We start from the raw sequence: 23,874 nt of genomic DNA, 5'->3' as shown, positions 1-23,874 counted from the left end.
TAAAAAACCAGATCAAAAGATCGCAGCCTGCGGCAGCTCCTACAGGGCCTCACATTATTCAGGAATCCGCAGCGATTGCCCCGGATAGATCTTGTTCACATCCTTGAGCATCGGTTTGTTGGCTTCGAAGATTTTGTTGTACAGGTTGGCATTGCCGTACACGCGCAGGGAAATGGCGCTCAAGGTGTCGCCCTTCTCGACCACGACAAACTTCGCGGCCACGACCACTGGGCCGGTCACGGTGATCTGGTCTTCAACACCGCTGACACCCGCCACGTTGCCCAGCGTCAGGAGAATTTTTTCCTTCTCTTCCTGCGTCTTCGCTTCGCCGCTGGCGATGACCTTATCGCCCTCGACCTTCACCTGAATCTTGGAAGTATCGATCCCCGTCAACGCACTCTGTACATGCTTGGTCAATGCCTCGCTGTTGGCTTCAGCCTTGTCCGGCGTCAACGCGTCGAGAATTTTTTCACCGGCTTCTTTGAGAAAACTGAACAGGCTCATTGTTTCGCTCTCCTTGGGTTTCGGGTTCCAGACGCAAAAGCCTAGACCACGGCAGCCGTTTGCCAATCCAAACCGACCAATGACGCCGCTTGCGCTAGAATCGACCCCTTCCCGCACCCTGGAGCGAAGATGGACATCAAGCAGCTGAAATTCCTCATCGCTCTGGATGAAACCCGCCATTTCGGCCAAGCCGCCGCACGCTGCCATATTACCCAGCCGACCCTGTCCATGCGCCTGCGCAGCCTCGAGGAAGAACTCGATCTGCCACTGGTCAATCGCGGCCAGCGCTTTGAAGGCTTTACTGCACCTGGCGAGAGGGTGCTGGCCTGGGCGCGCACCGTCTTGGCAGCCTATGACGGCTTGTACGCCGAGGCGGCGGCCTGTCGCGGCAATCTGGTCGGCACCTTGCGCCTGGGCGTGGTGCCGCTGTCGAGTTTCGATCCGTTGCCGCTGATGCAGCGCCTGCACGCAGAACACCCGAACCTGCGCTTTGAACTCTCGGCGCTGAGCTCCGAGCAGATCCTCGAACAGCTGGCGAACAATCGCCTGGACCTCGGCGTATCCTACCTCGAACGCCTGGATGCCGAGCGTTTCGACTCCTTCGCCTTCAGTGAAACCCGCATGGGCCTGCTCTACGATCAGCGCTTCTTTACCTTTGGCGAAGCACCGCTGAGCTGGGAATCGTTGATCGAGTTGCCGCTGGGCATGCTCACCAGCGGCATGCACTTTCGCCAATCCATCGACCACAACTTCCACAGCCGCGGCCTCAACCCACAACCTTTGTTGCAAACCGATGCCGTGCATCAACTGTTACAAGCTGTGCATGGCGGCTTGTGCTGCGCGGTGATGCCGTTGGACGGTGGACTGGAAGGGCTGACCGAGCACTTGCGCCTGCAACCGATCGAAAACGCCCAAACCCTTGGCCGGCTGGGCCTGATCATGCGCCGCAGCGCGCCACGTTCGGCCCTGGCTGAAGCCTGTTTCGCGGTTTATCAACAATCACTGATCGGCGCTTGATCGAGGGCATCTATCGGTAGATCAGTAATAGCAATTAGACGTGGCAAGTTGCCGCGCCTAGTCTTAAAGCTGATCAATCCCTCGGTGATGCCATGAACGCCAAGCGCCCAGCCTGCGCGGCGCCTGCCCTCGAAACGCCTGCGCCCGCCGCCAGCCACACCTACAGCTACAGCAACCTCGAGCACTCGGAGTCAGCCAGCACCGCGCTGGCCGAGGAAGTCGCGTTGGCGATTGCCTTTAACGGTATCAGCCAGGCGGTGATGCTGGTGACGCCCACCGACCTTGAAGATTTCATCGTCGGCTTCAGCCTGGGCAGCGGGATTATCCAGGACGCCTCGGATATCTATGACCTGCAACTCAGCGGCTCGGGCTCAGCGCAGTACGCGCAGGTGACCATCGCCAATCGCGCGTTCTGGAACCTCAAGCAACAGCGTCGGCAGCTGGCCGGTACCAGCGGTTGCGGGCTCTGTGGTGTGGAAGCGGTGGAGCAGGCATTGCCCGAGCTCGAAGTATTGCCCGGCGCGCCCCTGCCACCGGCTGAATGGCTGGACGGCCTGCGCCAGCGCATCAGCGCGTTCCAGCCACTTGGCCAGCACTGCGGGGCGGTGCATGCGGCCGTGTTCATGAACGACCAAGGCCAACTGTTGCTGGGTCGCGAAGATATCGGCCGGCACAACGCGCTGGATAAATTGATTGGCGGCTTGGTCCGCCAAAACATCTCGACGGCTGGCGGACTTGCGATTGTCACCAGTCGATGCAGCCTCGAATTGATCCAGAAAGTCTTGCGCGCCGGCATCCAGACTCTGGTCAGCCTGTCGTCGCCCACCGGGCTCGCTGTGCAATGGGCCCGTCGCCACAACCTCAATCTCATTCATCTGCCACAAAAGAATGCGCCGCGGGTCTACAGCCCAGCGTTGGAGAACCAAGCGTGAGTCAACACCGTCAAGCCGACCAGACACCCGTTCCTCGATACAAGCCCTACAAAGGCCCGGCCGGAGGCTGGGGCGCACTGATCAGCGTCGCCCAGGCCTGGTTGACCAGCGACAACGCGCTGAAAAACCTGCGCATGATGCTCAAGACCAACAAGAACGGTGGCTTCGACTGCCCCGGTTGCGCCTGGGGCGATTCCAATGAAGGCGGCATGGTGATGTTCTGCGAGAACGGCGCCAAGGCGGTGAACTGGGAAGCGACCAAGCGCCGCGTCGATGCCAAGTTTTTCGCCAGGCACAGCGTCACTTCGCTGCTCGAACAAAGCGACTACTGGCTTGAGTATCAGGGTCGGCTGACCGAGCCGATGAGCTATGACGCAGAAACCGACCGCTACAAGCCGATCAGTTGGGACGCCGCCTTTGCGCTGATCGCCAAACATCTGAACGGCTTGTCGAGCCCGAATCAGGCCGAGTTCTACACCTCGGGCCGGGCCAGTAACGAAGCAGCCTTTTTGTACCAGTTGTTCGTGCGCGCCTACGGCACCAACAACTTCCCTGACTGTTCGAACATGTGCCACGAGGCTAGCGGCGTGGCATTGGCGCAAAGTGTCGGCGTCGGCAAAGGCACCGTCACCTTCGACGATTTCGAACACGCCGATGCCATTTTCGTCTGGGGCCAGAACCCCGGCACCAACCATCCACGGATGCTCGAACCGTTGCGAGAGGCAGTCAAACGCGGCGCCCAGGTGGTGTGCATCAACCCGCTTAAAGAGCGCGGCCTGGAACGCTTCCAGCACCCGCAACACGCGATTGAAATGCTTACCAACGGCGACAAACCGACCAATACCGCGTTCTTCCGACCGGCATTGGGCGGCGACATGGCGATCATGCGCGGCATGGCCAAATTCCTGCTGCAATGGGAACGCGACGCACAGAAAGCGGGTGAGCCTGCGGTGTTCGATCACGCCTTCCTCAATGAACACAGCGTCAATGTCCTGGACTACCTGGCCGCCATCGACGACACCCCATGGCAACAGATCGTCGAGCAGTCGGGACTGCCTCTGGTGGAAATCGAACAAGCGGCGCGCATGTATGCCAAGGGCAAGAACGTCATCATGTGCTGGGCCATGGGGATCACCCAGCATCGCCATTCGGTAGCGACCATCCAGGAAATCGCCAACCTGATGTTGCTGCGCGGCAACATCGGTCGGCCAGGCGCCGGCCTGTGCCCGGTGCGTGGCCATAGCAACGTGCAGGGTGACCGGACCATGGGCATCAACGAACGTCCACCCGTGGCATTCCTCGATGCCCTGGAACGACGCTTCCAGTTCAAGGTGCCGCGCGAAAACGGCCACAACGTGGTCGAGGCGATTCATGCCATGGCCGAAGGTCGGGCCAAGGTTTTCATCGGTCTGGGCGGCAACTTCGCTCAAGCGACTCCAGACAGCCCGCGTACCTTCCAGGCCCTGCGCAACTGCGACCTGACCGTGCAGATCAGCACCAAGCTCAACCGCAGCCACCTGACTCACGGTAAAGAGGCCCTGATCCTGCCGTGCCTGGGCCGGACCGATATCGACCGGCAAACCCAAGGTCCTCAAGCGGTGACCGTCGAAGACTCGTTCAGCATGGTCCACGCCTCCAATGGCCAGCTGGAGCCGCTCTCGCAGCAGATGCGTTCTGAGCCAGCGATCCTGGCAGGCATCGCGGCAGCCACGCTGGGCAACCAGCCGGTGGACTGGAACTGGCTGGTGGCAGACTACAGCCGCATCCGCGACTTGATTGCCGATACCATTCCCGGCTTCAAGGACTTCAACGAGAGAGTCAAGAACCCGGGCGGGTTCTACCTGGGCAACAGCGCCGGTGCGCGCAAGTGGAACACTGCATCAGGCCGGGCCAATTTCCGCCCAAATGCGTTGCCCAAGGACCTGGTGCATGAGCGCACCCGTGCTACCGGTGTTTTGCCGGACCTGATCATGCAATCGATGCGCTCCCACGATCAGTACAACACCACGATCTATGGCCTCAATGACCGTTATCGCGGAGTGAAGGGGCAGCGTGACGTGCTGTTCGTCAACGAAGCCGACATCATTCGCCTGGGCTTCAAGCCGGGGCAGAAGGCCGATATCGTTTCAATCTGGGATGACGGACTTGAGCGCCGGGTGAAAGGCTTCACGCTGCTGGCATTTGATATTCCAGCGGGGCAAGCAGCGGCGTACTATCCGGAAGTGAACCCGCTGGTGCCGCTGGAAAGCACCGGGGATGGCAGCCATACACCAACATCCAAGTTCGTGGCGATCCGGCTGGAAGCGGCGAGTGAGACCGGATTGATCATGGCAAAGTCTGCTTAAAGCAAAATCAAAAGATCGCAGCCTTCGGCAGCTCCTACGCTGATCTCTGCAGGAGCTGCCGCAGGCTGCGATCTTTTAACCGTGTCGCTGGCAAAACAATTTCCAAACGCCCACAAAAAAGGCCGTTTCCTCATGAAAACGGCCTATCCGAAGTAGTAAAAGACCGGCGAAAAACCATTAAGTTCCGCCCAAAAAACAGTAACTTATAGAAATGTGCTGAAGTCGTGTTACTCGTCGGATTTCGATTGTCACACCCCTTACACAGCCTCAGGATCGCGTCGTCATCCCCTTGAGGTTCCTCCATGAAGTTCTCCTCGATTCTCTTGTTGTCCCTTGGCCTGGTCAGTGGCATGGCCTCCGCTGGCGGCACCACCGAAGCAGGTGTGGGCGGCGCATTGGGCGGGGTTTTGGGCTCAGTCGTCGGCCAATCGCTTGGCGGCAGTACAGGTTCCACCATTGGCGCGGCCCTGGGCGGCGCGGGTGGTAGCGCAGTCGGCGCAGACAAACACAGCCGCGGCGAAGCCGCCATTGGCGGTGCGTTGGGCGCAGCAGGCGGTAACGTGGTCGGTCGCAGCATGGGCGGCACCACCGGCAGCCTGATCGGCTCCGCAGCAGGCGGCGGTGCCGGTGGCGCGCTGGGTAACTACATGGGTAACAAGGCCGATGAGGACGACGATGATGATCGTCGCTACCGTGGCCATGATGATCGTCGTTACTACCGTGACGGCCACCCAGGTCGCGGTCACGCCTATGGCCATCGCAAGCATCACAAGTACTACCGCCATCGTCACTGATCCCGAAAGGGTTCACTGACAGATAAAAATCGCAGCCCGAGGGCTGCGATTTTTTTTGCCTGGTTTAAACCACCAGACACTCCAATGCATTGCGCAACCCGGCCGGAATCGCCACCGGCTGATTCGATGCCCGTTCGACAAACACATGCACGAAGCGCCCGGCTGCGCAGGCCTCGTCTTCCCCTTGCTTGAACACTGCCAACTCGTACTGCACCGAGCTGTTGCCCAACTTGCCGACCCGCAAGCCGACCTCGATCCGGTCCGGGAAGGCGATGGAAGCAAAGTAGTCGCAGGCTGAACTCACCACGAACCCCACCACCTCGCCATCGTGTATATCCAGGCCACCGACTTCGATCAGGTAGGTGTTCACCGCTGTGTCGAAAAAACTGTAGTAGGTAACGTTGTTGACGTGACCGTAGGCATCGTTGTCGTGCCAGCGTGTGGTGATGGGTTGGAAGTGTGGATAGTCGCAGCGTTGGGGCATTGGTGTGGATTCCTGAGTGTGTTCGCCAGTCTAAAGCGAAATCGCAGTATCGTTCTTCGCGAGCAGGCTCGCTCCCACAGGGATCTTAGTCGTACATAAAATTTGGGTTCACTGAAGATCAACTGTGGGAGCGAGCCTGCTCGCGATGGCGCCCTCGCAGGCGCCACTTCAATCACTTGTCCGCAAACCCTCTACCTGCCGCCGCCAACTCACCAATCAACCGCGCCGGGCGCCAGTGATCACCCTGGCGGGTCTCAAGCGCCAGCAGGCGTTGATGAATATCCGCCAACCCTTGCTGATCTGCCCAGGCCATTGGCCCACCCTTGTCCGCCGGGAATCCGTATCCGTTGAGGTACACCAGATCGATGTCGTGGGCCGATCCGGCAATGCCCTCCTGAAGGATCTTCGCACCCTCGTTGACCAATGCCAGCAAGCAGCGTTCCAGAATTTCCTCCGGGCTGATTTCACGGCGATGGAAACCCAGCCCTTCGCTGACTTCCAACACCAATGCATCGACCATCGGGTCGTGCTCAGCCTGGCGACTGCCCGGCTCGTAGTGGTAGTAGCCGTCGCCGCTCTTCTGACCGAAACGGCCCTGCTCACACAGACGGTTATCCACCTGCACCTCGGGTGCATCCTGCCCTACACCGGACAGTTGCCGGGCGCGCCATTGCAGATCGACGCCAACCACATCGAACATACGGAATGGCCCCATGGCGAAACCAAAGCCTTGCAGCGCCGCATCGACCTGATAGGGATAAGCGCCCTCCAGCAGCATTTTGCGGGCTTCCAGCACGTAGGTGTTGAGCATGCGATTGCCAATAAAGCCGTCGCAATTGCCCGACACCACGCTGACCTTGCCCATGCGCTTGCCCAGCGCCAGCGCAGCATCGATGACCGCCGGTGCAGTCTGGGCACCACGGACGATTTCCAGCAGCTTCATGATGTGGGCCGGGCTGAAGAAGTGCAGGCCCAGGACCTGTTGTGGTCGGCCTGTCACCGCGGCGATGGCGTCGATGTCCAGTGCCGACGTGTTACTCGCCAGAATGGCTTGAGGTTTGAGCAAGCCATCAAGCTCACGGAAGATGGATTGCTTGAGTTCGAGATTTTCGTAGACGGCTTCGATCACCAGGTCGACGTCACGGATAGCCGCATAATCAGCGGCCGCCGTGACCCGCGCGATGCGGGCATCGGCCTCGACCTGATCGATGCGTTCCTGTCGAACACTATGGGCATAGGTGTCCGACACAGTGACCAGTGCCTGTTCAAGCATCTGCGGATTGTTATCGACCCATTGTACCGCTACCCCGGCGCTGGCCAGGCACATGACAATGCCGCGGCCCATGGTGCCCGCGCCGATGACGGCTGCGCGCTGAATATTGAACGGTGTCTGGCTCATGATTATTCTCTTGTTGGCGATCCGAAGACAGCCCTCACCATAGTCAGCCGCCGCGCCTTTTTGAAATTTATTCCTGTGATGAGCCACATTCAGCGGATGGATGCGCTCCGCCAGACACCGAGTTAGAGGTGTGCCTGCGCCCACTCACGAACCTCGGCATACGGATAATCCTCCAACGCCGCAAAACCCGAAATCGTCCGCACCTTGAGCTTGGTAAACAGCGGCACGCTGATCCCACACAGGAACCGTGTCACGCGCTCGGCCGACGGCGCCTCCCCTGTGTGTTGTTCATGCCTGTGGATAAAATCAGCACACAGGGCCTCGAAGTTTTTATCCACAAGTGCCGGTAACGCCGGCGGTGCAGGCAGCCGCGCCACCTGCCCGTGGCAAACCGAACAGTGCCCACACTGACGGGGCGCATTTTCGTCGCCGAAATACTCGGCCAGTCGATAGCCCAGACAGCGATCGGTGGCGAACAGGTCCAGCATGGCGTGAATCCGCGCAATCTCGGTCTGTTCATGCCGAGTGAAACCGGCGTGCAGCTCTTCACTCAACACGGCACTGTCGAAACCGGTTTGCAACAGGCTGTAGACCTCGGTCATCTGCTTGCTTTCAAGCTCGACCCAGCCCTTTTCCTGGAAATAATCCAGGGCCTTCACCACCCGACTGCGCTCGGCCCGGTGCTGTTCATACAACGCATCGAAATTTACCGTGGCCCAGGTACGTGCACGGGTGGACGTCTGGATGATCGCCGCGACGAAATCCCTGCGCTCGCCCTCGAAGCGAGCCAGCAATGCCTCAGGCTCCTGCAGATATTTGAAGCGGTATTCGGCGTAGTAGGCATAACGCGGGGCGATCAAGCCACGAAGCTCCAGTTGAACCAGCAATGTCTTGAGCGGTAGCTGGCGAATGTTGCTTTGGTCCCCCAGAGGCCCCAGGAGAAACTCCCACTGCCCCTCGGGCGCGGCGACCTGCATCTCGTCGAGCACATGGCGGATACCGTCCCGTTCGGGCGTGTCGCCATAGACGAAGTTTTCCAGCACGTTGAGGCTGTCGCGATTGGCCAGCACCAGGCAGTCAGATGGCTGCCCGTCACGCCCGGCACGGCCGATTTCCTGGCTGTAGTTTTCGATGGACTTGGGCAGGTCGAAATGCACCACGTTACGGATGTCGCTCTTGTCGATGCCCATGCCGAAGGCGATGGTGGCGACGATGCAATTGGACTGCCCGCCCATGAAGCGCTTCTGAATGCCTTCGCGCTGCTCATGGGGCAAACCGGCGTGATAGGCCTCAGCTTGAATGCCATTGCGCAGCAGGTGTTCAGCAATGTGCTCGGCGGTTTTCTGTTGGGTGACGTAGACAATGCTCGGTTGGCCGGGTCGCTGGCTCATCCATTCCACAAGGCGCCTGCGCTTATCCTGGCTGCGAACAGGCTCCACCCACAGATTGAGGTTCGGCCGATAAAAGCCAGTGGTGACTACGTCCGCAGGTTCGATGGCGAATTTCGCCTGCATGTCGGCAATCACTTTCGGGGTCGCCGTGGCGGTCAGCAACAACACCTGGGGGATGTTGAACTGGCGCTGATAGTCCGGAAGCTTGAGGTAGTCCGGGCGAAAGTTGTGCCCCCATTCCGAGATGCAATGCGCCTCGTCCACCACCAGCAGCGAGATCGGCACCTGCTGCAGGAAATTACGAAAACGCTCGTTCTTCAAGCGCTCCACGGAGACCATCAGGATTTTCAGTTCGCCGGACTTGGCACGGGCCATGACATCGCTGGCGTCGTCGCGACTCTGGGCCGAATCGATACTGCCCGCGGCAATGCCGTGGCGTTGCAGGAACGCCAACTGATCCTGCATCAACGCCAGCAATGGCGAGACCACCAGCGTCAGGTGCGGCAACAGCACCGCCGACAACTGATAGCAAAGGGACTTGCCGGAACCGGTGGGGAAAATCGCCGCCGCCGAGCGCCCCGCCAATACCGCGCTGACCGCTGCCTCCTGGCCGGGCCGAAACTGTGGATAACCGAAAACCTGTTCCAGGGTGTTGTGCATAAGCTGTCACTCCGTTGACTGCTGCGATGAGCAAAGCCTAGCCGGCGATCGCAGCGAGTCGAGAAAAGGTCGGGGGCAAAAACGATACGGGATGATACAGCGTGTTGATGTCGAAAAATCCTACAGCGTCTGTTGCCCTCCCTACCAAGACTCACCAAACAACGCCCGACACTCCCGTAGGCATTTTTACCTCTAATCGTTTCGCGTACAAAAACCAGCGCCAACGTAGTCCCATCCTCAAAAAACGGTAAATACCCTACAAAATCCGTCCATCAACGCCGTCTTGTCGCATGGCCACGCACCCTCCTATAGTTTTCGGCGCGGCTGAAAACGTGTCTCGGCCTGCCGTGCACGCTTGCCGATTTCGCACAGGACCCACTTTGATGAACACCACAGATCCACTGGCTGACCGCTATCACCTGCTCAAGTCCAGTAACAGTGAAACCCCAGTGCTGGTGATCGACACCGAGGCCGACCCCCTGGAAATCCTCGACGCCGCCCGCCAACGCATCCGTGCCGCCAGCGACCTGCTGGAAACTTTGTATTGCCTGTGCTTCAAACAAGCCGACGCCAGCGACATTCCCAACATCGTCAATGCGTTGTATCTGTTGACCCAGGATGGCAACGACCTGCTCGACATCGCCCGGCAACGCCTGCTCAAAACCACCGTTACCTGAAGTGAACGGGGTTCTGCGGGATGAGCGTCGGTTTCAATCCTTCCACTCCAGTCCAACGACCCATAAGATCTGTTCAAGCCCACCCGGACACCCCGCAATGAACCTCGCCCCCAACCTCCCCGACGACCCCGCCCTTCACCTACTCATCCAGCTACTGCACGAAGAACTCGGCCTCCCCGAACGAAAAACGATCAGCCTCAGCACCTCGATCAACTTCGACCTCGGCTGCAACGGTGCCGATGCACAACACTTGATCGAAACCCTTGAAGAGCACTTCGCCATCGATTTCGTCGACTACGACAGCTATCGCTACTTTCACCCCGAAGGCTACGATGTCTTTCTCAAGCGTAAAGCCAAGGGTCGCGGCAAGAAGGAACCATTGACCATCGGCATGCTCTACCGAGCGATCAAGGCTCAATGCTGGGACACCCGGGAGCTGGAAGGCCTGTAGCGTCCGCGGCGCATAACAATAAGGAAATTGCGTGGACGTATTGATGGGTTTGCTAGCCGCCTTACTGTGGGGCGGTACGGATTTTCTGGTGGGCTTGAACGCCCGAGCGGTTGGCGTCAAACGTGCCGTGTATTTCGGTCAGGCGCTGGGTTTTACCATCATGAGCCTGCTGCTGATACTCTTCCCCGTATTCATTCTCCGGTCCATGGCCGCACCGCTTGAAGTCTGGTTGATCGGCGTCGCTGCCGCTGTGCTGACCGTGTCTGGTGCGTTGGCCTTGTCCAAGGCCTTCGCCCTGGGTAAAGCTTCCATCGTCGCCCCGCTGGTGACCTCCTACGGCGTAGTGACCACGTTGCTGTCCTGGGCTGGCGGTGAGCAGATCAGCCTGCTGCAGTTGCTGTGCATCGCCCTCTGCGTCATTGGCGTGGTCCTCTCCAGCATGCATTCCGACCCGAAGGTGCCACACAGCACGCAGGCGAGCAGTTCCATTGCCTATGCGCTGCTGGCGGCGGTGTTCTACGGCACCAGCTTCTGGCTGCAGGGTCGTTTTGTCCTGCCAGTACTTGGACCGGTGACGATGCTCTGGCTCGCGTATCTTGTCGGGCTGATCGTGCTGGTAGGCATCGTGCTCAGAATCGATGACGGCCTGAAACTCCCGCCGCTTAAAAATTGCCTGACATTGACCGGTGCCAGCCTGATGAACCTCGGCGGTTTTTCGTCATTTGCCTGGGGCGCTGTGGCAGGCTCGGTTTCGGTGGTGACGGTGATCAGTACATTGTCTGGCGGGATTGCGGCGATCCTGGGGTATGTTTTTTTCAAGGAGCGTCTCGGTAAGGTGCAGGTGTCAGGGGTTGTGCTGGTGTTGGTGGGGGCGTTTGTCCTGCATCTGAAAACCTGAAACGCCGCGCACAAAAAAGCCGCCCCGAAGGGCGGCTTTTTCATGGCTTCAATCCAGCGCTTACAGCTTAGGACCGGCAGCCTTGATCGCGTCGCTCACTTCAAACTTCTTGAAGTTCTCGATGAACAGGCCGGCCAGTGCTTTGGCGGCTTCGTCGTAGGCGGCTTTATCGGCCCAGGTGTTACGTGGGTTCAGCAGGCCAGTCTCAACGCCCGGTACGGCCACTGGCACGTCGAGGTTGATGGTGTCCAGGTGCTCGGTCTCGGTACCGATCAACGCGCCGCTCTGGATCGCTGCGATCACCGCGCGGGTGGTCGGGATGTTGAAGCGTTTGCCGACGCCATAGCCACCGCCGGTCCAACCGGTGTTGACCAGGTAGACCTTGGAGCCGAAGCCACGGATGCGCTTGATCAGCAGCTCTGCGTATTCGCCAGCCGGACGCGGGAAGAACGGTGCGCCGAAGCAGGTGGAGAAGGTCGACTTGATGCCGCTGCCCGAACCCATTTCAGTCGAACCCACCAGCGCGGTGTAGCCAGACAGGAAGTGATAGGCCGCTTGTTCTTCGTTGAGGATCGACACGGGCGGCAGCACGCCGGTCAGGTCGCAGGTCAGGAAGATCACAGCGTTCGGCTCGCCACCGAGGTTCTTCTCGGAACGCTTGGCAACATGCTCCAGCGGATAGGCGGCGCGGCTGTTCTGGGTCAGGCTGACATCGGCGTAGTCGGCGTGCTTGGCGTCGTCGATAACGACGTTTTCCAGGACCGCGCCGTGCTTGATGGCTTTCCAGATAACCGGTTCATTCTTCTCGGACAGGTCGATGCACTTGGCATAGCAACCGCCTTCGATGTTGAACACCACGCCCTCGCCCCAGCCGTGCTCGTCGTCACCGATCAGGTAACGGCTTTCGTCGGCGGACAGGGTGGTCTTGCCGGTACCCGACAGACCGAAGAACAGAGTCACGTCGCCTTCTTCGCCGATGTTGGCGGCGCAGTGCATTGGCAGTACGTCGGCAGCCGGCAGCAGGAAGTTCTGCACCGAGAACATGGCTTTCTTCATTTCACCGGCATAACGCATGCCAGCGATCAGCACTTTCTTCTGCGCGAAGTTGATGATCACGCAACCGTCGGAGTTGGTGCCATCACGCTCTGGAACGCATTCGAAGTTGGCAACGTTGAGCACTTGCCATTCTTCACGGCCAGCCGGGTTGTACTGTGCCGGGTTGATGAACAGGCAACGGCCAAACAGGTTCTGCCAAGCAGTCTGGGTGGTCATCTTCACGGCCAGGTAGTGCTCGGAAGCGGCACCTACATGCACGTGGGAAACAAAGTGCTCTTGCGCGTTGTTGAACGCCTCGACGCGGTTCCACAAGGCATCGAACTTGTCAGCCGGGAACTTGCGGTTGATCGGGCCCCAGGCGATGGCGCCCGTGGTGGTTGGCTCATCAACGATGAAACGATCGACTGGCGAACGGCCGGTACGGTGACCGGTACGTACAACCAGTGCGCCGGTATCGGCAAGCTCGCCTTCACCGCGGTTGAGGGCTTCTTTGACCAGATCATCAACACTCAGATCGGTGTACACGGCGTTATTGGCTTGCGTCATGAGGTTCCCCGTCGGCCAGTGGCCGAGTGCTCCAAACGTTTTGTAGTAGAAAGTCGTGCACTACTACCGCGAAAAAAGTGGGCCGGATTATGCCAGAAAAGCCCAAAAAAAGTAGGGCCCTCCCGTCGTAACGGCGCTATTGCGGTACTTTCCAGTGAATTTACCTGCGCTGAACCGTTTTAGTGCCGGGTATCTGACGGCGTCTCAACACCCGCACCCGCGAACAATTGAACGACATCGGCGGCATCGAACAGGTACTGCTGGTTGCAGAACTGGCAATCGATCTCGATATTACCGCCATGTTCGAGCACCAGGTTTTGCGCGTCTTCCATACCCAGACTGACAAGCGCATTGGCTGAACGTTCGCGCGAGCAGCTGCAACGGAAGCGCAGTTTCTGCACATCGAACAGACGAACCTGCTCTTCGTGATAGAGACGATGGAGCACGGTTTCGTTGTCCAGGCCCAGCAATTCATCGGCTGTCAGCGTGGTGGCCAGCGCGGTGAGGTGTTGCCAGCTGGCAGCACGTTCTTCCTCGTCTTTCAGGCGATCGGCGGGCAACTGCTGCAGCAACAGGCCACGGGCGCGGCGACCATCGGCACAGAGCTTGATGCGGGTGCCAATCTGCTGGGACATGACGAAGTAGTTGGTGAAGCAGTCGGACAAGGTTTCGCCATCCAGATCGACGACGCCCTGATAGCGCTGGCCCTGCCGCGGGTCGATGGTCAATGTCAGCGAGCCATCCGGCATCAGGTCGGCCAGGGTGGCATCGGGGGCAATCCGGTCAGCCTCGTAGCGGGCCAGGCCACGGATGTCGCGCTCGCTGGAGCACTCGATCATCAGCAATGGAATCGGGCCTTCGGAGCGGGCCTGAAGGATCAGCAGGCCATCGAACTTCAAGGTGCCGACCAGCAACGCCGCAGCCGCCATCAGTTCGCCGAGCAGTTGCGCAACCGGCTCCGGATAGGCGTGTTTGGCCAGGACTTCAGCGTAGCTGAGTTCCAGCGAAACCATCTCGCCACGGGTGTCGCTGTCATCGAAGATGAAGCGTTGGGTGAAGTCGTTATCCGGTAAGTCGGTCATAAGTCTGGTATCTGAATGGGTGACAAAAATGGTTACAGAACGAGGTTACGCCTTGGCTATAGCGTATGGCTGCCGGGTTGTGGCCTGAAGACCGGTGGCTGTGCGCGCTTTACGACGAATGGCACATGCTCGGCAGACCAATTACCTCATATGGCTACGCACAGGCGCAATTACAAGTCCTTGGCCCGACTCGCGCGATCGGCGGCCGGGTCAATCATTCGTTGCTGCTGCCACGAAACTTGAACAGATCCCGCCGCTGTTTCTTGCTCGGTTTGCCATCAGTGCTCACGCCCAGGGCGCCTGCCTTGCGCTCGGCCGCGGCATTCTCGCGCTTGGCAATGCTGGCTTCGGTTTCGGCGTACAACGTCTGTGCTTCAGGTGCACCACGGCGCACGATCGACAGCGCCTGGACCACCACCGTGCGCTCCTCGAAACCGGTGCGAATCACAAATTCATCGCCAATGCGCGGCTCCTTGCCCGGTTTACAGCGTTCACCCCGGCAGTGCACTTTGCCGCTTTCAATCGCCGCCTTGGCCAAGGCACGGGTTTTGTAAAAACGCGCCGCCCATAACCATTTATCCAGCCGGACTTTGTCATCCTCGTCGTTTTTTTGTGCCATGGGATTTCCTCGTTCTGAAATATTGATGAACTGTACTACCGTTTCTCTCGTACCAAGAATTACGCCGTCTCGGATTACAATGCAGACATTCCAGAACCTCCCCGTGAGGCTGGAAATCCGGGCCGTAGATATCTGTCGCCTTTTAACCATTATTCTGCGTGAATACCGCGAATTCGGCCGCGTGCGGCCAGAGCGGTTTCTACCGGTTGAGCAACTTTGAAGACATTTGACCATTTGACCGTTGTCGGTCTGCGCGAGTGGGTGGCGCTCCCGGATTTGGGAGTCGCGGGCCTTCGGGCAAAAATCGACACCGGTGCCAGCACCTCCAGCCTGCATGCCACCGACATCGAGACTTTCGACCGTGACGGCGAGCAGTGGGTGCGTTTCACCGCGCACCTGGGCACGGTGGTGCAGTTGCGTCACCGCCGCTGCGAAGCACCACTGGTGACGAGAAAAACCATTAAAAGCTCCAACGGTCATGCGCAGGTGCGATACGTGATCAGCACCACCCTGGCCCTCGGCGATCGGGTTTGGCGGGTCGAGTTCACGCTCGCCTGCCGCAAATCCATGCGCTATCGCCTGCTGCTCGGTTCCAAAGCCCTGATTGATGGCCAGTTGGTAGTCAATCCCGGCATCAAGTATGTACAAGACAAGCCGGTGTTCCCGGTATCTACCTCCTCCACAGGTGTTGCATGAAGATCGCTGTGCTGTCGCGGAACCCGCGTCTGTATTCCACCCGCCGCCTGGTCGAAGCCGGTACCGAACGCGGCCATGAAATGGTGGTGGTCGATACCCTGCGCGCCTACATGAACATTGCCAGTCACAAGCCGCAGATCCACTACCGCGGCAAGCCACTGGAAGGCTTCGACGCGGTGATCCCGCGAATCGGTGCTTCGGTCACGTTTTACGGCTGCGCGGTGTTGCGCCAGTTCGAAATGATGGGGGTTTTTCCACTCAACGAATCGGTGGCCATTGCTCGCTCGCGGGACAAGCTGCGCTCGCTGCAATTGCTGTCACGTCGGGGCATCGGATTGCCGGTCACCGGTTTTGCCCACTCGCCGGACGATATTCCCGACCTGATCGAAATGGTCAACGGTGCACCATTGGTGATCAAGGTGCTGGAAGGCACCCAGGGTATCGGTGTGGTGCTGTGCGAAACCGCTACGGCGGCGGAGTCGGTGATCGAGGCATTCATGGGCCTCAAGCAGAACATCATGGTTCAGGAGTACATCAAGGAGGCGGGCGGCGCCGACATTCGCTGCTTCGTGGTGGGTGACAAAGTCATTGCAGCCATGAAACGCCAGGCCAAACCCGGGGAATTTCGTTCCAACCTGCATCGCGGTGGCAGCGCCAGCCTGATCAAGATCACCCCGGAAGAACGCATGACGGCATTGCGCGCGGCGAAAGTGATGGGCCTGGCCGTGGCCGGGGTGGATATCCTGCGCTCCAATCACGGGCCACTGGTGATGGAGGTGAACTCGTCGCCAGGCCTGGAGGGGATCGAAACCACCACCAGCAAGAACGTGGCGGGGATCATCATCGAGCATCTGGAGAAGAATGGCGGGCCGAACATGACCCGGACCAAAGGCAAGGGTTAACACACCGACCGTTCCCACGCGCTACGTGGGAACGCCTCAACGGACGCGTTCGGCTTTGAAAGGGACGCAGAGCGTCCAGGGCTGCATTCCCACGCAGAGCGTGGGAGTGATCGGGTTAGACGGCATCCCGCGGTAGCATCAGCCCCAACGGCAAGCGCACCCGCGCTTCCAGGCCGCCGCCGGAACGGTTGCGCAATTCAACATTGCCGCCATGCATCGAAGCAATTCGCTTCACAATTGCCAAGCCCAGTCCCGTGCCCTTGCCGCCCCGGGCGCGGTCGCCCCGGGTGAACGGGTTGAAAATCGCTTCCAGCTCCGATGGATCTATCCCGGCGCCACGGTCCATGACGCTCAGGACGACATAAGGCGCACTGGTATCCCCCGAGACATACGCCGCCACCTCAACCCCACTGCCCGCGTGATTCAACGCATTGCCAATCAGATTGTTCAATAGCCGCTTCATCGACACCCGACGCAACGGGAACGGTTGAATCGGCTCAAGACGCAAACGCACCTTTTCTTCGTTCTGGTTGTACGGCGCGGCGACTTCACGGACGAGATCGCTCAGGTCCACCTCCTCCACCGACTCATCACGCCCATCGCGAATGAACGCCAGGAACTGATCGAGAATGGCGTCCATGTCCTCGATATCACGCACCATGGCGTCTGTAAGATCGTTATGGTCACCCATCAGTTCCAGCGACAGGCGCAACCGGGTCAGCGGAGTGCGCAGGTCGTGGGAGACCCCGGCCAGCATCAGTTCGCGCTCGCGACCGGCCTGCTCGACGTCTTCGGCCATCTGGTTGAAGGCGCGGTAAACCTCGGTCATTTCACTGGGTGTATCACTGATCGGCAGGCGCACGCTGCGCCCCTGGCCGAGTTGCCGCGCGGCATACACCAGGCGCTTGAGGGGTTGGTTGAGCTGACTGACGAAGATCCACGCCGAAGCCGTGGACAGCAGGCCGATGGCGAGGAACCAGCCGAGCACGTTCCAGATTTTCTGGCCACGCAACGGGTGCGGATACAGTGGCACTTTCAGCCAGCCATCGCCCAGGCTGGGCGCCCGGACCCACAGCGCCGGAGGCGAGTGCATGCGCAATCGCACTTCGGTATCGGCCCCCAGTTCGTCTTGCATCTGCCGCTGATAGATCTCGCTGTAGGGCCAGTGTTGTTCTCCCTCAGGCACGCCGGCGCCGACCACCCGGATCAGGGTTGCAGCCTCGGCAATCTTTTCGCGATTGTTTTCATCGGCCGCCCAGTAGGCGCGCAGCGTCAAGGCGACGCCATGGCTGTATTGGCGGTCAACCAGCACGTCTTCGTTCATCAGCAGATAAACCAAGGTCAGCGCCTTGGAAAACAGGACGACGATCAGCACCAGCCAAAGGGTGCGGGAGAAGAAACTCTGGGGAAACCAAACCGGGGTTTTCATGGGCAACCGTTAAACACGTGCAGGAGTGAGCGATGCTCGCACATTGCCGGTCGAGAGTCTGCGGGCAAGGCCATCAGGCCCTCTGCCCGCACAAACTCGCGCCTACAAATCGACGATCACTTCGCCAATTACTTCGTGGCGGCGCCATCCGGAACGAATACGTAACCCACACCCCAGACGGTCTGGATATAACGCGGCTTGGACGGATCGGGTTCGATCATCCGGCGCAGACGGGAAATTTGCACGTCAATGGAGCGCTCCAGAGCATCCCACTCACGACCACGGGCCAGGTTCATCAGCTTGTCCCGGGTCAATGGCTGGCGGGCGTTCATCACCAACGCCTTGAGCACTGCGAACTCACCGGTAGTGAGCATGTGCACTTCTTCACCACGCTTGAGTTCGCGGGTGGCCAGGGACAGCTCGTAGTCACCGAAGGTCACGCTTTCGTCTTCACTGCCTGGCGCGCCAGGCACCGGAGCCGACTGACGACGCAGGACGGCTTTTACGCGGGCCATCAGCTCGTCCGGATTGAACGGCTTGGCCAGGTAATCGTCGGCGCCCAGTTCCAGGCCCTTGATCCGGCTCAGCTCATCGCCCTTGGCGGTCAGCATGATGATCGGGATTTGATTGTTCGCTCCACGCAAGCGGCGGCAAGCGGTCAGGCCGTCCTCCCCAGGCAGCATCAAGTCGAGGACGACCAGATTGAACACTTCACGCGCCAGCAGGCGGTCCATTTGTTCGGTGTTCGGCACGGCGCGGGCACGATAGCCCTTGCTGACAAAAAAACGCTCAAGCAGGCTGCTGAGGCCTGGATCGTCGTCAACAATAAGAATTTTTTCGCCTTCAGCAATGTTTGCAGTGCTGCTCATTGGATGCTCCTTTGATCTCGGCGCGCATTATGGCGTAGCTGCCGTTATACGCACCGTGTGCATTGTTAGCAGATTTTTCCTTTATCGCCAGAAATCCGGTGATTATGCCTACAACCTGCGATGCCCCCGAATGACAGAACGCTGGTTATAATGCGCGGCCTTTTGTGTCAGGCAACGTCTGATCGTTACCCCGGTTGGCCGCTTTTTATTTTCATGGCGCCGGCAGTAATTGTTCGATTTCACGGGTCAACGGGATACCTTTGATCCAGGTAGCGGCGCAGGCCAGGCCGCTCAACCAGACTCGCCAAGGCCTCATCGTTGCGCCTGCGGGCCTGCTTTCACAATTTGTCAGGTGGTTTTATGGACAGCATCAACAGCCGCATCGCCGAGGAACTCGGTGTACGCCCACAACAGGTCGAAGCGGCCGTCGCGCTACTCGATGAAGGTTCTACCGTTCCCTTCATCGCCCGTTACCGGAAAGAAGTGACCGGCAGCCTCGATGACACCCAATTGCGTCATCTGGAAGAGCGTCTGCGCTACCTGCGAGAACTCGACGAACGGCGCATCAGCATCCTTGCCAGCATTACAGAGCAAGGCAAGCTGACCCCTGCGCTTGAACGCGACATCAAGCTCGCAGACACCAAGACCCGCCTCGAAGACTTGTACCTGCCGTACAAGCAGAAGCGCCGCACCAAGGGCCAGATCGCCCTGGAAGCCGGCCTCGGCGAACTGGCCGACGGCCTGTTCAACGACCCGACCCTGAGCCCGGAAACCGAAGCCGCCCGCTTCATCGACGCCGAAAAAGGCGTGGCCGATGTGAAGGCCGCCCTCGAAGGCGCCAAGTACATTCTCATGGAGCGCTTCGCCGAAGACGCCGGCCTCCTGGACAAGCTGCGCAGTTACCTCAAGCAGGAAGCCACCCTCAGTGCCCGCGTCATTGCTGGCAAGGAAGAGGAAGGCGCCAAGTTCCGCGACTACTTCGAACACGACGAACCGCTCAAGAGCATGCCGTCGCACCGCGCGCTGGCGATTTTCCGTGGCCGCAACGAAGGTATTCTCAGCTCCGCCCTGAAAGTTGGCGATGAACTGCCGGGCACCATGCACCCGTGCGAGGGCATGATCGGCCAGCACGTCGGCATCCAGAACCAGAACCGCGCCGCCGATAAATGGCTGGGTGAAGTGGTGCGCTGGACCTGGAAGGTCAAGCTCTATACCCACCTGGAAACCGACCTGCTGGGCGAACTGCGCGACGGCGCGGAAACCGAGGCAATCAACGTGTTCGCCCACAACCTGCACGACCTGCTGCTGTCGGCTCCGGCCGGCCCGCGCGCGACTCTGGGCCTCGACCCGGGCTTGCGCACCGGGTGCAAAGTTGCGGTGGTCGATTCCACCGGCAAGCTGCTCGATCACGCCACGGTTTACCCGCACGTGCCTCATAACAAGTGGGACCAGACCCTCGCCGTGCTCGCCGCCCTGTGCGCCAAGCATTCGGTGGACCTGATCGCCATCGGCAACGGCACCGCCAGTCGTGAAACCGACAAGCTGGCCGCCGAACTGATCAAAAAATACCCAGCCATGAAGATGACCAAGGTCATGGTCTCCGAAGCCGGCGCATCGGTTTACTCAGCATCGGAACTGGCGTCCAAGGAATTCCCGGACCTGGATGTGTCGATCCGTGGCGCGGTGTCGATTGCCCGTCGCCTGCAGGATCCGCTGGCCGAGCTGGTGAAGATCGACCCGAAATCCATCGGAGTCGGCCAATACCAGCATGACGTGTCGCAGTTGAAACTGGCGCGGGGCCTGGACGCCGTGGTCGAAGACTGCGTGAACGCCGTGGGCGTCGACGTCAACACTGCCTCCGTAGCGCTGCTGGCGCGGATCTCCGGCCTCAACGCGACCCTGGCGCAGAATATCGTCAGCCATCGCGACGAACACGGTGCGTTCAAGACTCGCGCTGCACTGAAGAAAGTCGCGCGCCTGGGCGAAAAAACCTTCGAGCAGGCCGCAGGTTTCCTGCGCGTCATGAACGGCGAAAACCCACTGGATTCGTCGGCAGTGCACCCGGAAGCCTATCCGCTGGTACAGCGTATTGCCGCCGAGACCGACCGCGACATCCGTTCGCTGATCGGCGATGCCGCGTTCCTCAAGCGCCTCGACCCGAAGAAGTTCACCGACGAAACTTTCGGTCTGCCAACGGTCACCGACATCCTGCAAGAACTTGAAAAGCCCGGCCGCGACCCGCGCCCCGAGTTCAAGACCGCCGAGTTCCAGGAAGGCGTCGAAGACCTCAAGGATCTGGAATTGGGCATGATCCTCGAAGGCGTCGTAACCAACGTCACCAACTTCGGTGCATTCGTCGATATCGGCGTGCATCAGGATGGTTTGGTGCACATCTCCGCGCTTTCGGAGAAGTTCATCAAGGATCCACGGGAAGCGGTCAAGGCCGGTGACGTGGTGAAAGTGAAGGTCATGGAAGTCGACATCCCGCGTAAGCGCGTGGGCCTGTCGATGCGCATGAGCGACACCCCGGGCGAGAAAGTCGACGGTGCCCGAGGCGCACGTCCTGGCTCGGCGCCACGCCAATCCCAGAACGCGGCACCGCGCAAGGAAACCACCACTGCAGCGCCGAGCAACAACGCCATGGCGTCACTGTTCGCCAACGCCAAACAGCTGAAGAAGCGCTGATGGATATCCCTGCCGGGTACACCGAAAGCGCATTTTTCAAGCTGTTGGGTTGCCGTTTGCACAGCTTGGAAACCGGGGTGGCGCAAGTCGCCCTGGCGCTTGAGCCACAACTGCGCAATCGCGCCAACAAGCTGCACGGCGGGGCCCTGTTCAGCCTGGTGGACATTGCCATGGGGCTGGCCTGTTCCAGCACCCACGGCTTTGACCAGCAGAGCGCAACCATCGAGTGCAAGATCAACTACATCCGCGCCGTCGCCGACGGCGAGGTGATGTGCACGGCGCGGGTTATCCACCCGGGCCGCCGCACGCTGGTGGTCGAAGCCGACGTGATGCAAGGCGACAAACTGGTCGCAAAAGCACAAGGCACGTTCGCTGTCCTGTAGCTAGATGTCATCGATTTGAGTTAATTTCAGCGCTGTGACCGCAGCGCCGGAGTTTCCTGTGGGAGCGAGCCTGCTCGCGAAGGTGGTGTATCAAGCGACTTCAATGTCGATTGACACTCCCTCTTCGCGAGCAGGCTCGCTCCCACAGGGGATTGCGACGATCAGAACGTGCACGGCGACAAAAACCAGGCGAAAACGCCAGTTTCAACTTCACCCTTGTAGACCGTCTTGCCCACCCCCATATTGGGGCGACTGACGCGTGAAGGAATCCAACTTGAGCGAACTTCTCAACCGCCGCCTGGCCCTGCTCGGCGAGCGCGCTAACCTCTCTCTGCTCGAACAGTGCCTTCACGGCATCGAACGTGAATGCCTGCGCGTGACCGATGAAGGTCGCCTGGCGCAAACGCCGCACCCGGAAGAATTGGGTTCCGCGCTGACCAACGAACAGATCACCACCGACTATTCCGAGTCGCTGCTGGAGTTCATCACCCCAGCCCTGCCCGACCCGGCGGATACGCTGGCGAGCCTGGACAGCATTCACCGTTTTGCCTACAGCAAGCTCGGCAACGAGTACCTGTGGAGCCCCTCGATGCCGTGTCCGTTGCCGGCCGAGGAAGACATCCCGATTGCCTACTACGGCACGTCCAATATCGGGCAGCTCAAGTACGTCTACCGCAAAGGCCTCGCCCTTCGCTACGGCAAGACCATGCAGTGCATTGCCGGCATTCACTACAACTTTTCCCTGCCGGAAAAACTCTGGCCGCTGCTCAAGCAGGCCGAAGGCTTTGTCGGCACCGACCGCGATTTCCAGTCGTCGTCCTATATCGCACTGATCCGCAACTTCCGGCGCTACAGCTGGCTGCTGATGTACCTGTTCGGTGCTTCGCCAGCACTGGACGCTGGCTTCTTGCGTGGTCGTTCGCACCAGCTGGAACAGCTGGACCCGGACACCCTCTATTTGCCGTACGCGACCAGCCTGCGCATGAGCGACCTGGGTTACCAGAGCAACGCCCAAGCGGGCCTGACACCGTGCTACAACGATCTGAACAGCTATACCGATAGCCTGCGCAAAGCGGTGGCGACACCCTATGCACCGTATGTCGAAGTCGGTACCCACCAGGACGGTGAGTGGGTCCAGCTCAATACCAACATCCTGCAGATCGAAAACGAGTACTACTCCAACATCCGCCCGAAACGCGTGACCTATACCGGCGAGCGGCCGATCCAGGCGCTGGTGGCCCGCGGCATCCAGTACGTCGAAGTGCGCTGCCTGGACATCAACCCGTTCCTGCCAATGGGCATCGATCTCATCGAATCGCGCTTCCTCGACGCCTTCCTGCTGTACTGCGCGCTGAACGACAGCCCGTTGTTGACCAACACCAGCTGCTCGAATGCGACCTCCAACTTCCTCAGTGTGGTCAAGGAAGGTCGTCGCCCAGGCCTGCAATTGCAGCGCGACGGGCAACCGGTCGATCTGAAAGAGTGGGCTGGCCAATTGCTGGAGCAGATTGCCCCACTGGCCGCACTGCTTGACCAGAGCCATGGCGGCGACGCCCATAGCAAAGCGCTGGACGCGCAAATGGCCAAGGTCCAGAACCCTTCCCTGACGCCATCGGCCCAGGTGCTGGCGGCAATGGCCGAGCACAAGGAAAGCTTTGCTCAATTCTCCCTCCGTCAGAGCCGGGCACACGCCGAGTTTTTCCGCAGCGAGCCGTTGCCGGCAGAGCAACAGGCCAGGTTTGAAGAGCTGGCGCGTTCATCGCTGGCCCAGCAAGCCGAGCTTGAGCAGAACGAAGTGGGTGATTTCGATGTGTTCGTTGGTGCGTACCAGGCGAGCATTCTGGCAATCAGCAACTAGCGCACTGATCGTTCCCACGCTCTGCGTGGGAATGCAGCCCGGGACGCTCTGCGTCCCAAAGCCGAACGCGGAGCGTCCGTGGAGGCGATCTTTCGCTGCGCGTGGGAACGACCAGCTACGCTCCGGCTTAGAATTTTCCGCTCATAAGCTAATTCGAAAAAGTTATTTATTTTCGAATTCTTATATCATTTAGTCTC

At 59.7% G+C, this 23,874-nt stretch carries 21 protein-coding genes; 12 read left to right on the top strand and 9 right to left on the bottom strand.

Going from position 1 to position 23,874, the window contains the following annotated elements; all coding sequences use genetic code 11:
- Window positions 1–54: 54 nt before the first annotated feature.
- On the bottom strand, window positions 55–504 hold the full coding sequence (gene lysM, locus QLG10_RS26645; RefSeq protein WP_020795775.1) for a peptidoglycan-binding protein LysM: 450 nt from the start codon (window positions 502–504) through the stop codon (window positions 55–57).
- A 129-nt stretch (window positions 505–633) separates the two neighbouring features.
- Here lysM and QLG10_RS26640 point away from each other — a divergent pair, with 129 nt between their 5' ends.
- The 4 genes from QLG10_RS26640 to QLG10_RS26625 all read left to right on the top strand — a co-directional run bounded on the left by QLG10_RS26640 (window position 634) and on the right by QLG10_RS26625 (window position 5,592).
- Window positions 634–1,521 carry a LysR family transcriptional regulator gene (locus QLG10_RS26640; protein ID WP_110751899.1) on the top strand — a complete coding sequence of 296 codons (888 nt, stop codon included), beginning with the start codon at window positions 634–636 and terminating at the stop codon, window positions 1,519–1,521.
- Window positions 1,522–1,613: 92 nt separating this feature from the next.
- Window positions 1,614–2,453 carry a formate dehydrogenase accessory sulfurtransferase FdhD gene (fdhD, locus tag QLG10_RS26635; RefSeq protein ID WP_188265096.1) on the top strand — a complete coding sequence of 280 codons (840 nt, stop codon included), beginning with the start codon at window positions 1,614–1,616 and terminating at the stop codon, window positions 2,451–2,453.
- Window positions 2,450–4,798, top strand: coding sequence for an FdhF/YdeP family oxidoreductase (locus QLG10_RS26630; protein ID WP_248678711.1), 2,349 nt, complete (start codon window positions 2,450–2,452; stop codon window positions 4,796–4,798). Before fdhD ends, QLG10_RS26630 begins: the two co-directional genes overlap by 4 nt.
- A gap of 302 nt (window positions 4,799–5,100) precedes the next feature.
- Window positions 5,101–5,592, top strand: coding sequence for a glycine zipper domain-containing protein (locus tag QLG10_RS26625; protein ID WP_110751893.1), 492 nt, complete (start codon window positions 5,101–5,103; stop codon window positions 5,590–5,592).
- Between the two features lie 64 nt (window positions 5,593–5,656).
- Here the strand turns inward: QLG10_RS26625 and QLG10_RS26620 are convergent, their stop codons facing one another.
- The 3 genes from QLG10_RS26620 to QLG10_RS26610 all read right to left on the bottom strand — a co-directional run bounded on the left by QLG10_RS26620 (window position 5,657) and on the right by QLG10_RS26610 (window position 9,526).
- Complete coding sequence (locus QLG10_RS26620) at window positions 5,657–6,076, bottom strand: thioesterase family protein (RefSeq protein ID WP_248678710.1); 420 nt, start codon at window positions 6,074–6,076, stop codon at window positions 5,657–5,659.
- Between the two features lie 172 nt (window positions 6,077–6,248).
- On the bottom strand, window positions 6,249–7,475 hold the full coding sequence (locus tag QLG10_RS26615) for a 3-hydroxyacyl-CoA dehydrogenase (RefSeq protein ID WP_282488300.1): 1,227 nt from the start codon (window positions 7,473–7,475) through the stop codon (window positions 6,249–6,251).
- A 122-nt stretch (window positions 7,476–7,597) separates the two neighbouring features.
- Window positions 7,598–9,526 carry an ATP-dependent DNA helicase RecQ gene (locus QLG10_RS26610; RefSeq protein ID WP_282488299.1) on the bottom strand — a complete coding sequence of 643 codons (1,929 nt, stop codon included), beginning with the start codon at window positions 9,524–9,526 and terminating at the stop codon, window positions 7,598–7,600.
- Between the two features lie 383 nt (window positions 9,527–9,909).
- On the opposite strand from QLG10_RS26610, the gene QLG10_RS26605 reads away from it, so the two are divergent.
- The 3 genes from QLG10_RS26605 (at window position 9,910) to QLG10_RS26595 (ending at window position 11,552) form a co-directional block, all read left to right on the top strand.
- On the top strand, window positions 9,910–10,203 hold the full coding sequence (locus tag QLG10_RS26605; RefSeq protein WP_248678841.1) for a hypothetical protein: 294 nt from the start codon (window positions 9,910–9,912) through the stop codon (window positions 10,201–10,203).
- Between the two features lie 97 nt (window positions 10,204–10,300).
- The gene (locus QLG10_RS26600) at window positions 10,301–10,654 is read left to right on the top strand and encodes a DUF1493 family protein (protein ID WP_110751883.1); all 354 of its coding nucleotides are present in this window, start codon (window positions 10,301–10,303) and stop codon (window positions 10,652–10,654) included.
- A gap of 43 nt (window positions 10,655–10,697) precedes the next feature.
- On the top strand, window positions 10,698–11,552 hold the full coding sequence (locus QLG10_RS26595; protein WP_282488298.1) for a DMT family transporter: 855 nt from the start codon (window positions 10,698–10,700) through the stop codon (window positions 11,550–11,552).
- A 60-nt stretch (window positions 11,553–11,612) separates the two neighbouring features.
- Here the strand turns inward: QLG10_RS26595 and QLG10_RS26590 are convergent, their stop codons facing one another.
- The 3 genes from QLG10_RS26590 to QLG10_RS26580 form a co-directional block, all read right to left on the bottom strand.
- Window positions 11,613–13,154, bottom strand: coding sequence for a phosphoenolpyruvate carboxykinase (locus QLG10_RS26590; protein ID WP_110751881.1), 1,542 nt, complete (start codon window positions 13,152–13,154; stop codon window positions 11,613–11,615).
- A 179-nt stretch (window positions 13,155–13,333) separates the two neighbouring features.
- Entirely contained in the window at window positions 13,334–14,236 is a 903-nt protein-coding gene (gene hslO / locus QLG10_RS26585) for an Hsp33 family molecular chaperone HslO (protein WP_110751879.1), read from the bottom strand.
- A 214-nt stretch (window positions 14,237–14,450) separates the two neighbouring features.
- Window positions 14,451–14,855: a S4 domain-containing protein gene (locus QLG10_RS26580; protein WP_046815335.1), complete on the bottom strand. Its 405-nt coding sequence runs from the start codon at window positions 14,853–14,855 to the stop codon at window positions 14,451–14,453.
- A gap of 276 nt (window positions 14,856–15,131) precedes the next feature.
- Here QLG10_RS26580 and QLG10_RS26575 point away from each other — a divergent pair, with 276 nt between their 5' ends.
- Window positions 15,132–15,551 carry an ATP-dependent zinc protease gene (locus QLG10_RS26575; RefSeq protein ID WP_231989933.1) on the top strand — a complete coding sequence of 140 codons (420 nt, stop codon included), beginning with the start codon at window positions 15,132–15,134 and terminating at the stop codon, window positions 15,549–15,551.
- Entirely contained in the window at window positions 15,548–16,453 is a 906-nt protein-coding gene (rimK, locus tag QLG10_RS26570; RefSeq protein ID WP_020795792.1) for a 30S ribosomal protein S6--L-glutamate ligase, read from the top strand. Before QLG10_RS26575 ends, rimK begins: the two co-directional genes overlap by 4 nt.
- A 115-nt stretch (window positions 16,454–16,568) precedes the next feature.
- Here rimK and QLG10_RS26565 read toward each other — a convergent pair whose 3' ends face one another.
- Together QLG10_RS26565 and ompR are read right to left on the bottom strand one after the other, a co-directional pair.
- Window positions 16,569–17,882, bottom strand: coding sequence for an ATP-binding protein (locus QLG10_RS26565; protein ID WP_110751877.1), 1,314 nt, complete (start codon window positions 17,880–17,882; stop codon window positions 16,569–16,571).
- 128 nt (window positions 17,883–18,010) lie between these two features.
- On the bottom strand, window positions 18,011–18,751 hold the full coding sequence (gene ompR / locus QLG10_RS26560) for a two-component system response regulator OmpR (RefSeq protein ID WP_020795794.1): 741 nt from the start codon (window positions 18,749–18,751) through the stop codon (window positions 18,011–18,013).
- Between the two features lie 360 nt (window positions 18,752–19,111).
- On the opposite strand from ompR, the gene QLG10_RS26555 reads away from it, so the two are divergent.
- From QLG10_RS26555 to gshA, 3 genes are all read left to right on the top strand, one after another.
- Entirely contained in the window at window positions 19,112–21,436 is a 2,325-nt protein-coding gene (locus QLG10_RS26555) for a Tex family protein (RefSeq protein ID WP_188265102.1), read from the top strand.
- Entirely contained in the window at window positions 21,436–21,819 is a 384-nt protein-coding gene (locus tag QLG10_RS26550; protein WP_020795796.1) for a PaaI family thioesterase, read from the top strand. The genes QLG10_RS26555 and QLG10_RS26550 overlap by 1 nt, the downstream gene beginning before the upstream one ends.
- Before the next feature lie 274 nt (window positions 21,820–22,093).
- Window positions 22,094–23,677, top strand: a complete 1,584-nt coding sequence (gene gshA / locus QLG10_RS26545) for a glutamate--cysteine ligase (RefSeq protein ID WP_188265103.1) — start codon at window positions 22,094–22,096, stop codon at window positions 23,675–23,677.
- Window positions 23,678–23,874: the final 197 nt, after the last annotated feature.

Source organism: Pseudomonas sp. V98_8, from assembly GCF_029967975.1.
GTDB lineage: Bacteria > Pseudomonadota > Gammaproteobacteria > Pseudomonadales > Pseudomonadaceae > Aquipseudomonas > Aquipseudomonas umsongensis.
This window is presented reverse-complemented; position numbering and strand designations above follow the sequence as displayed.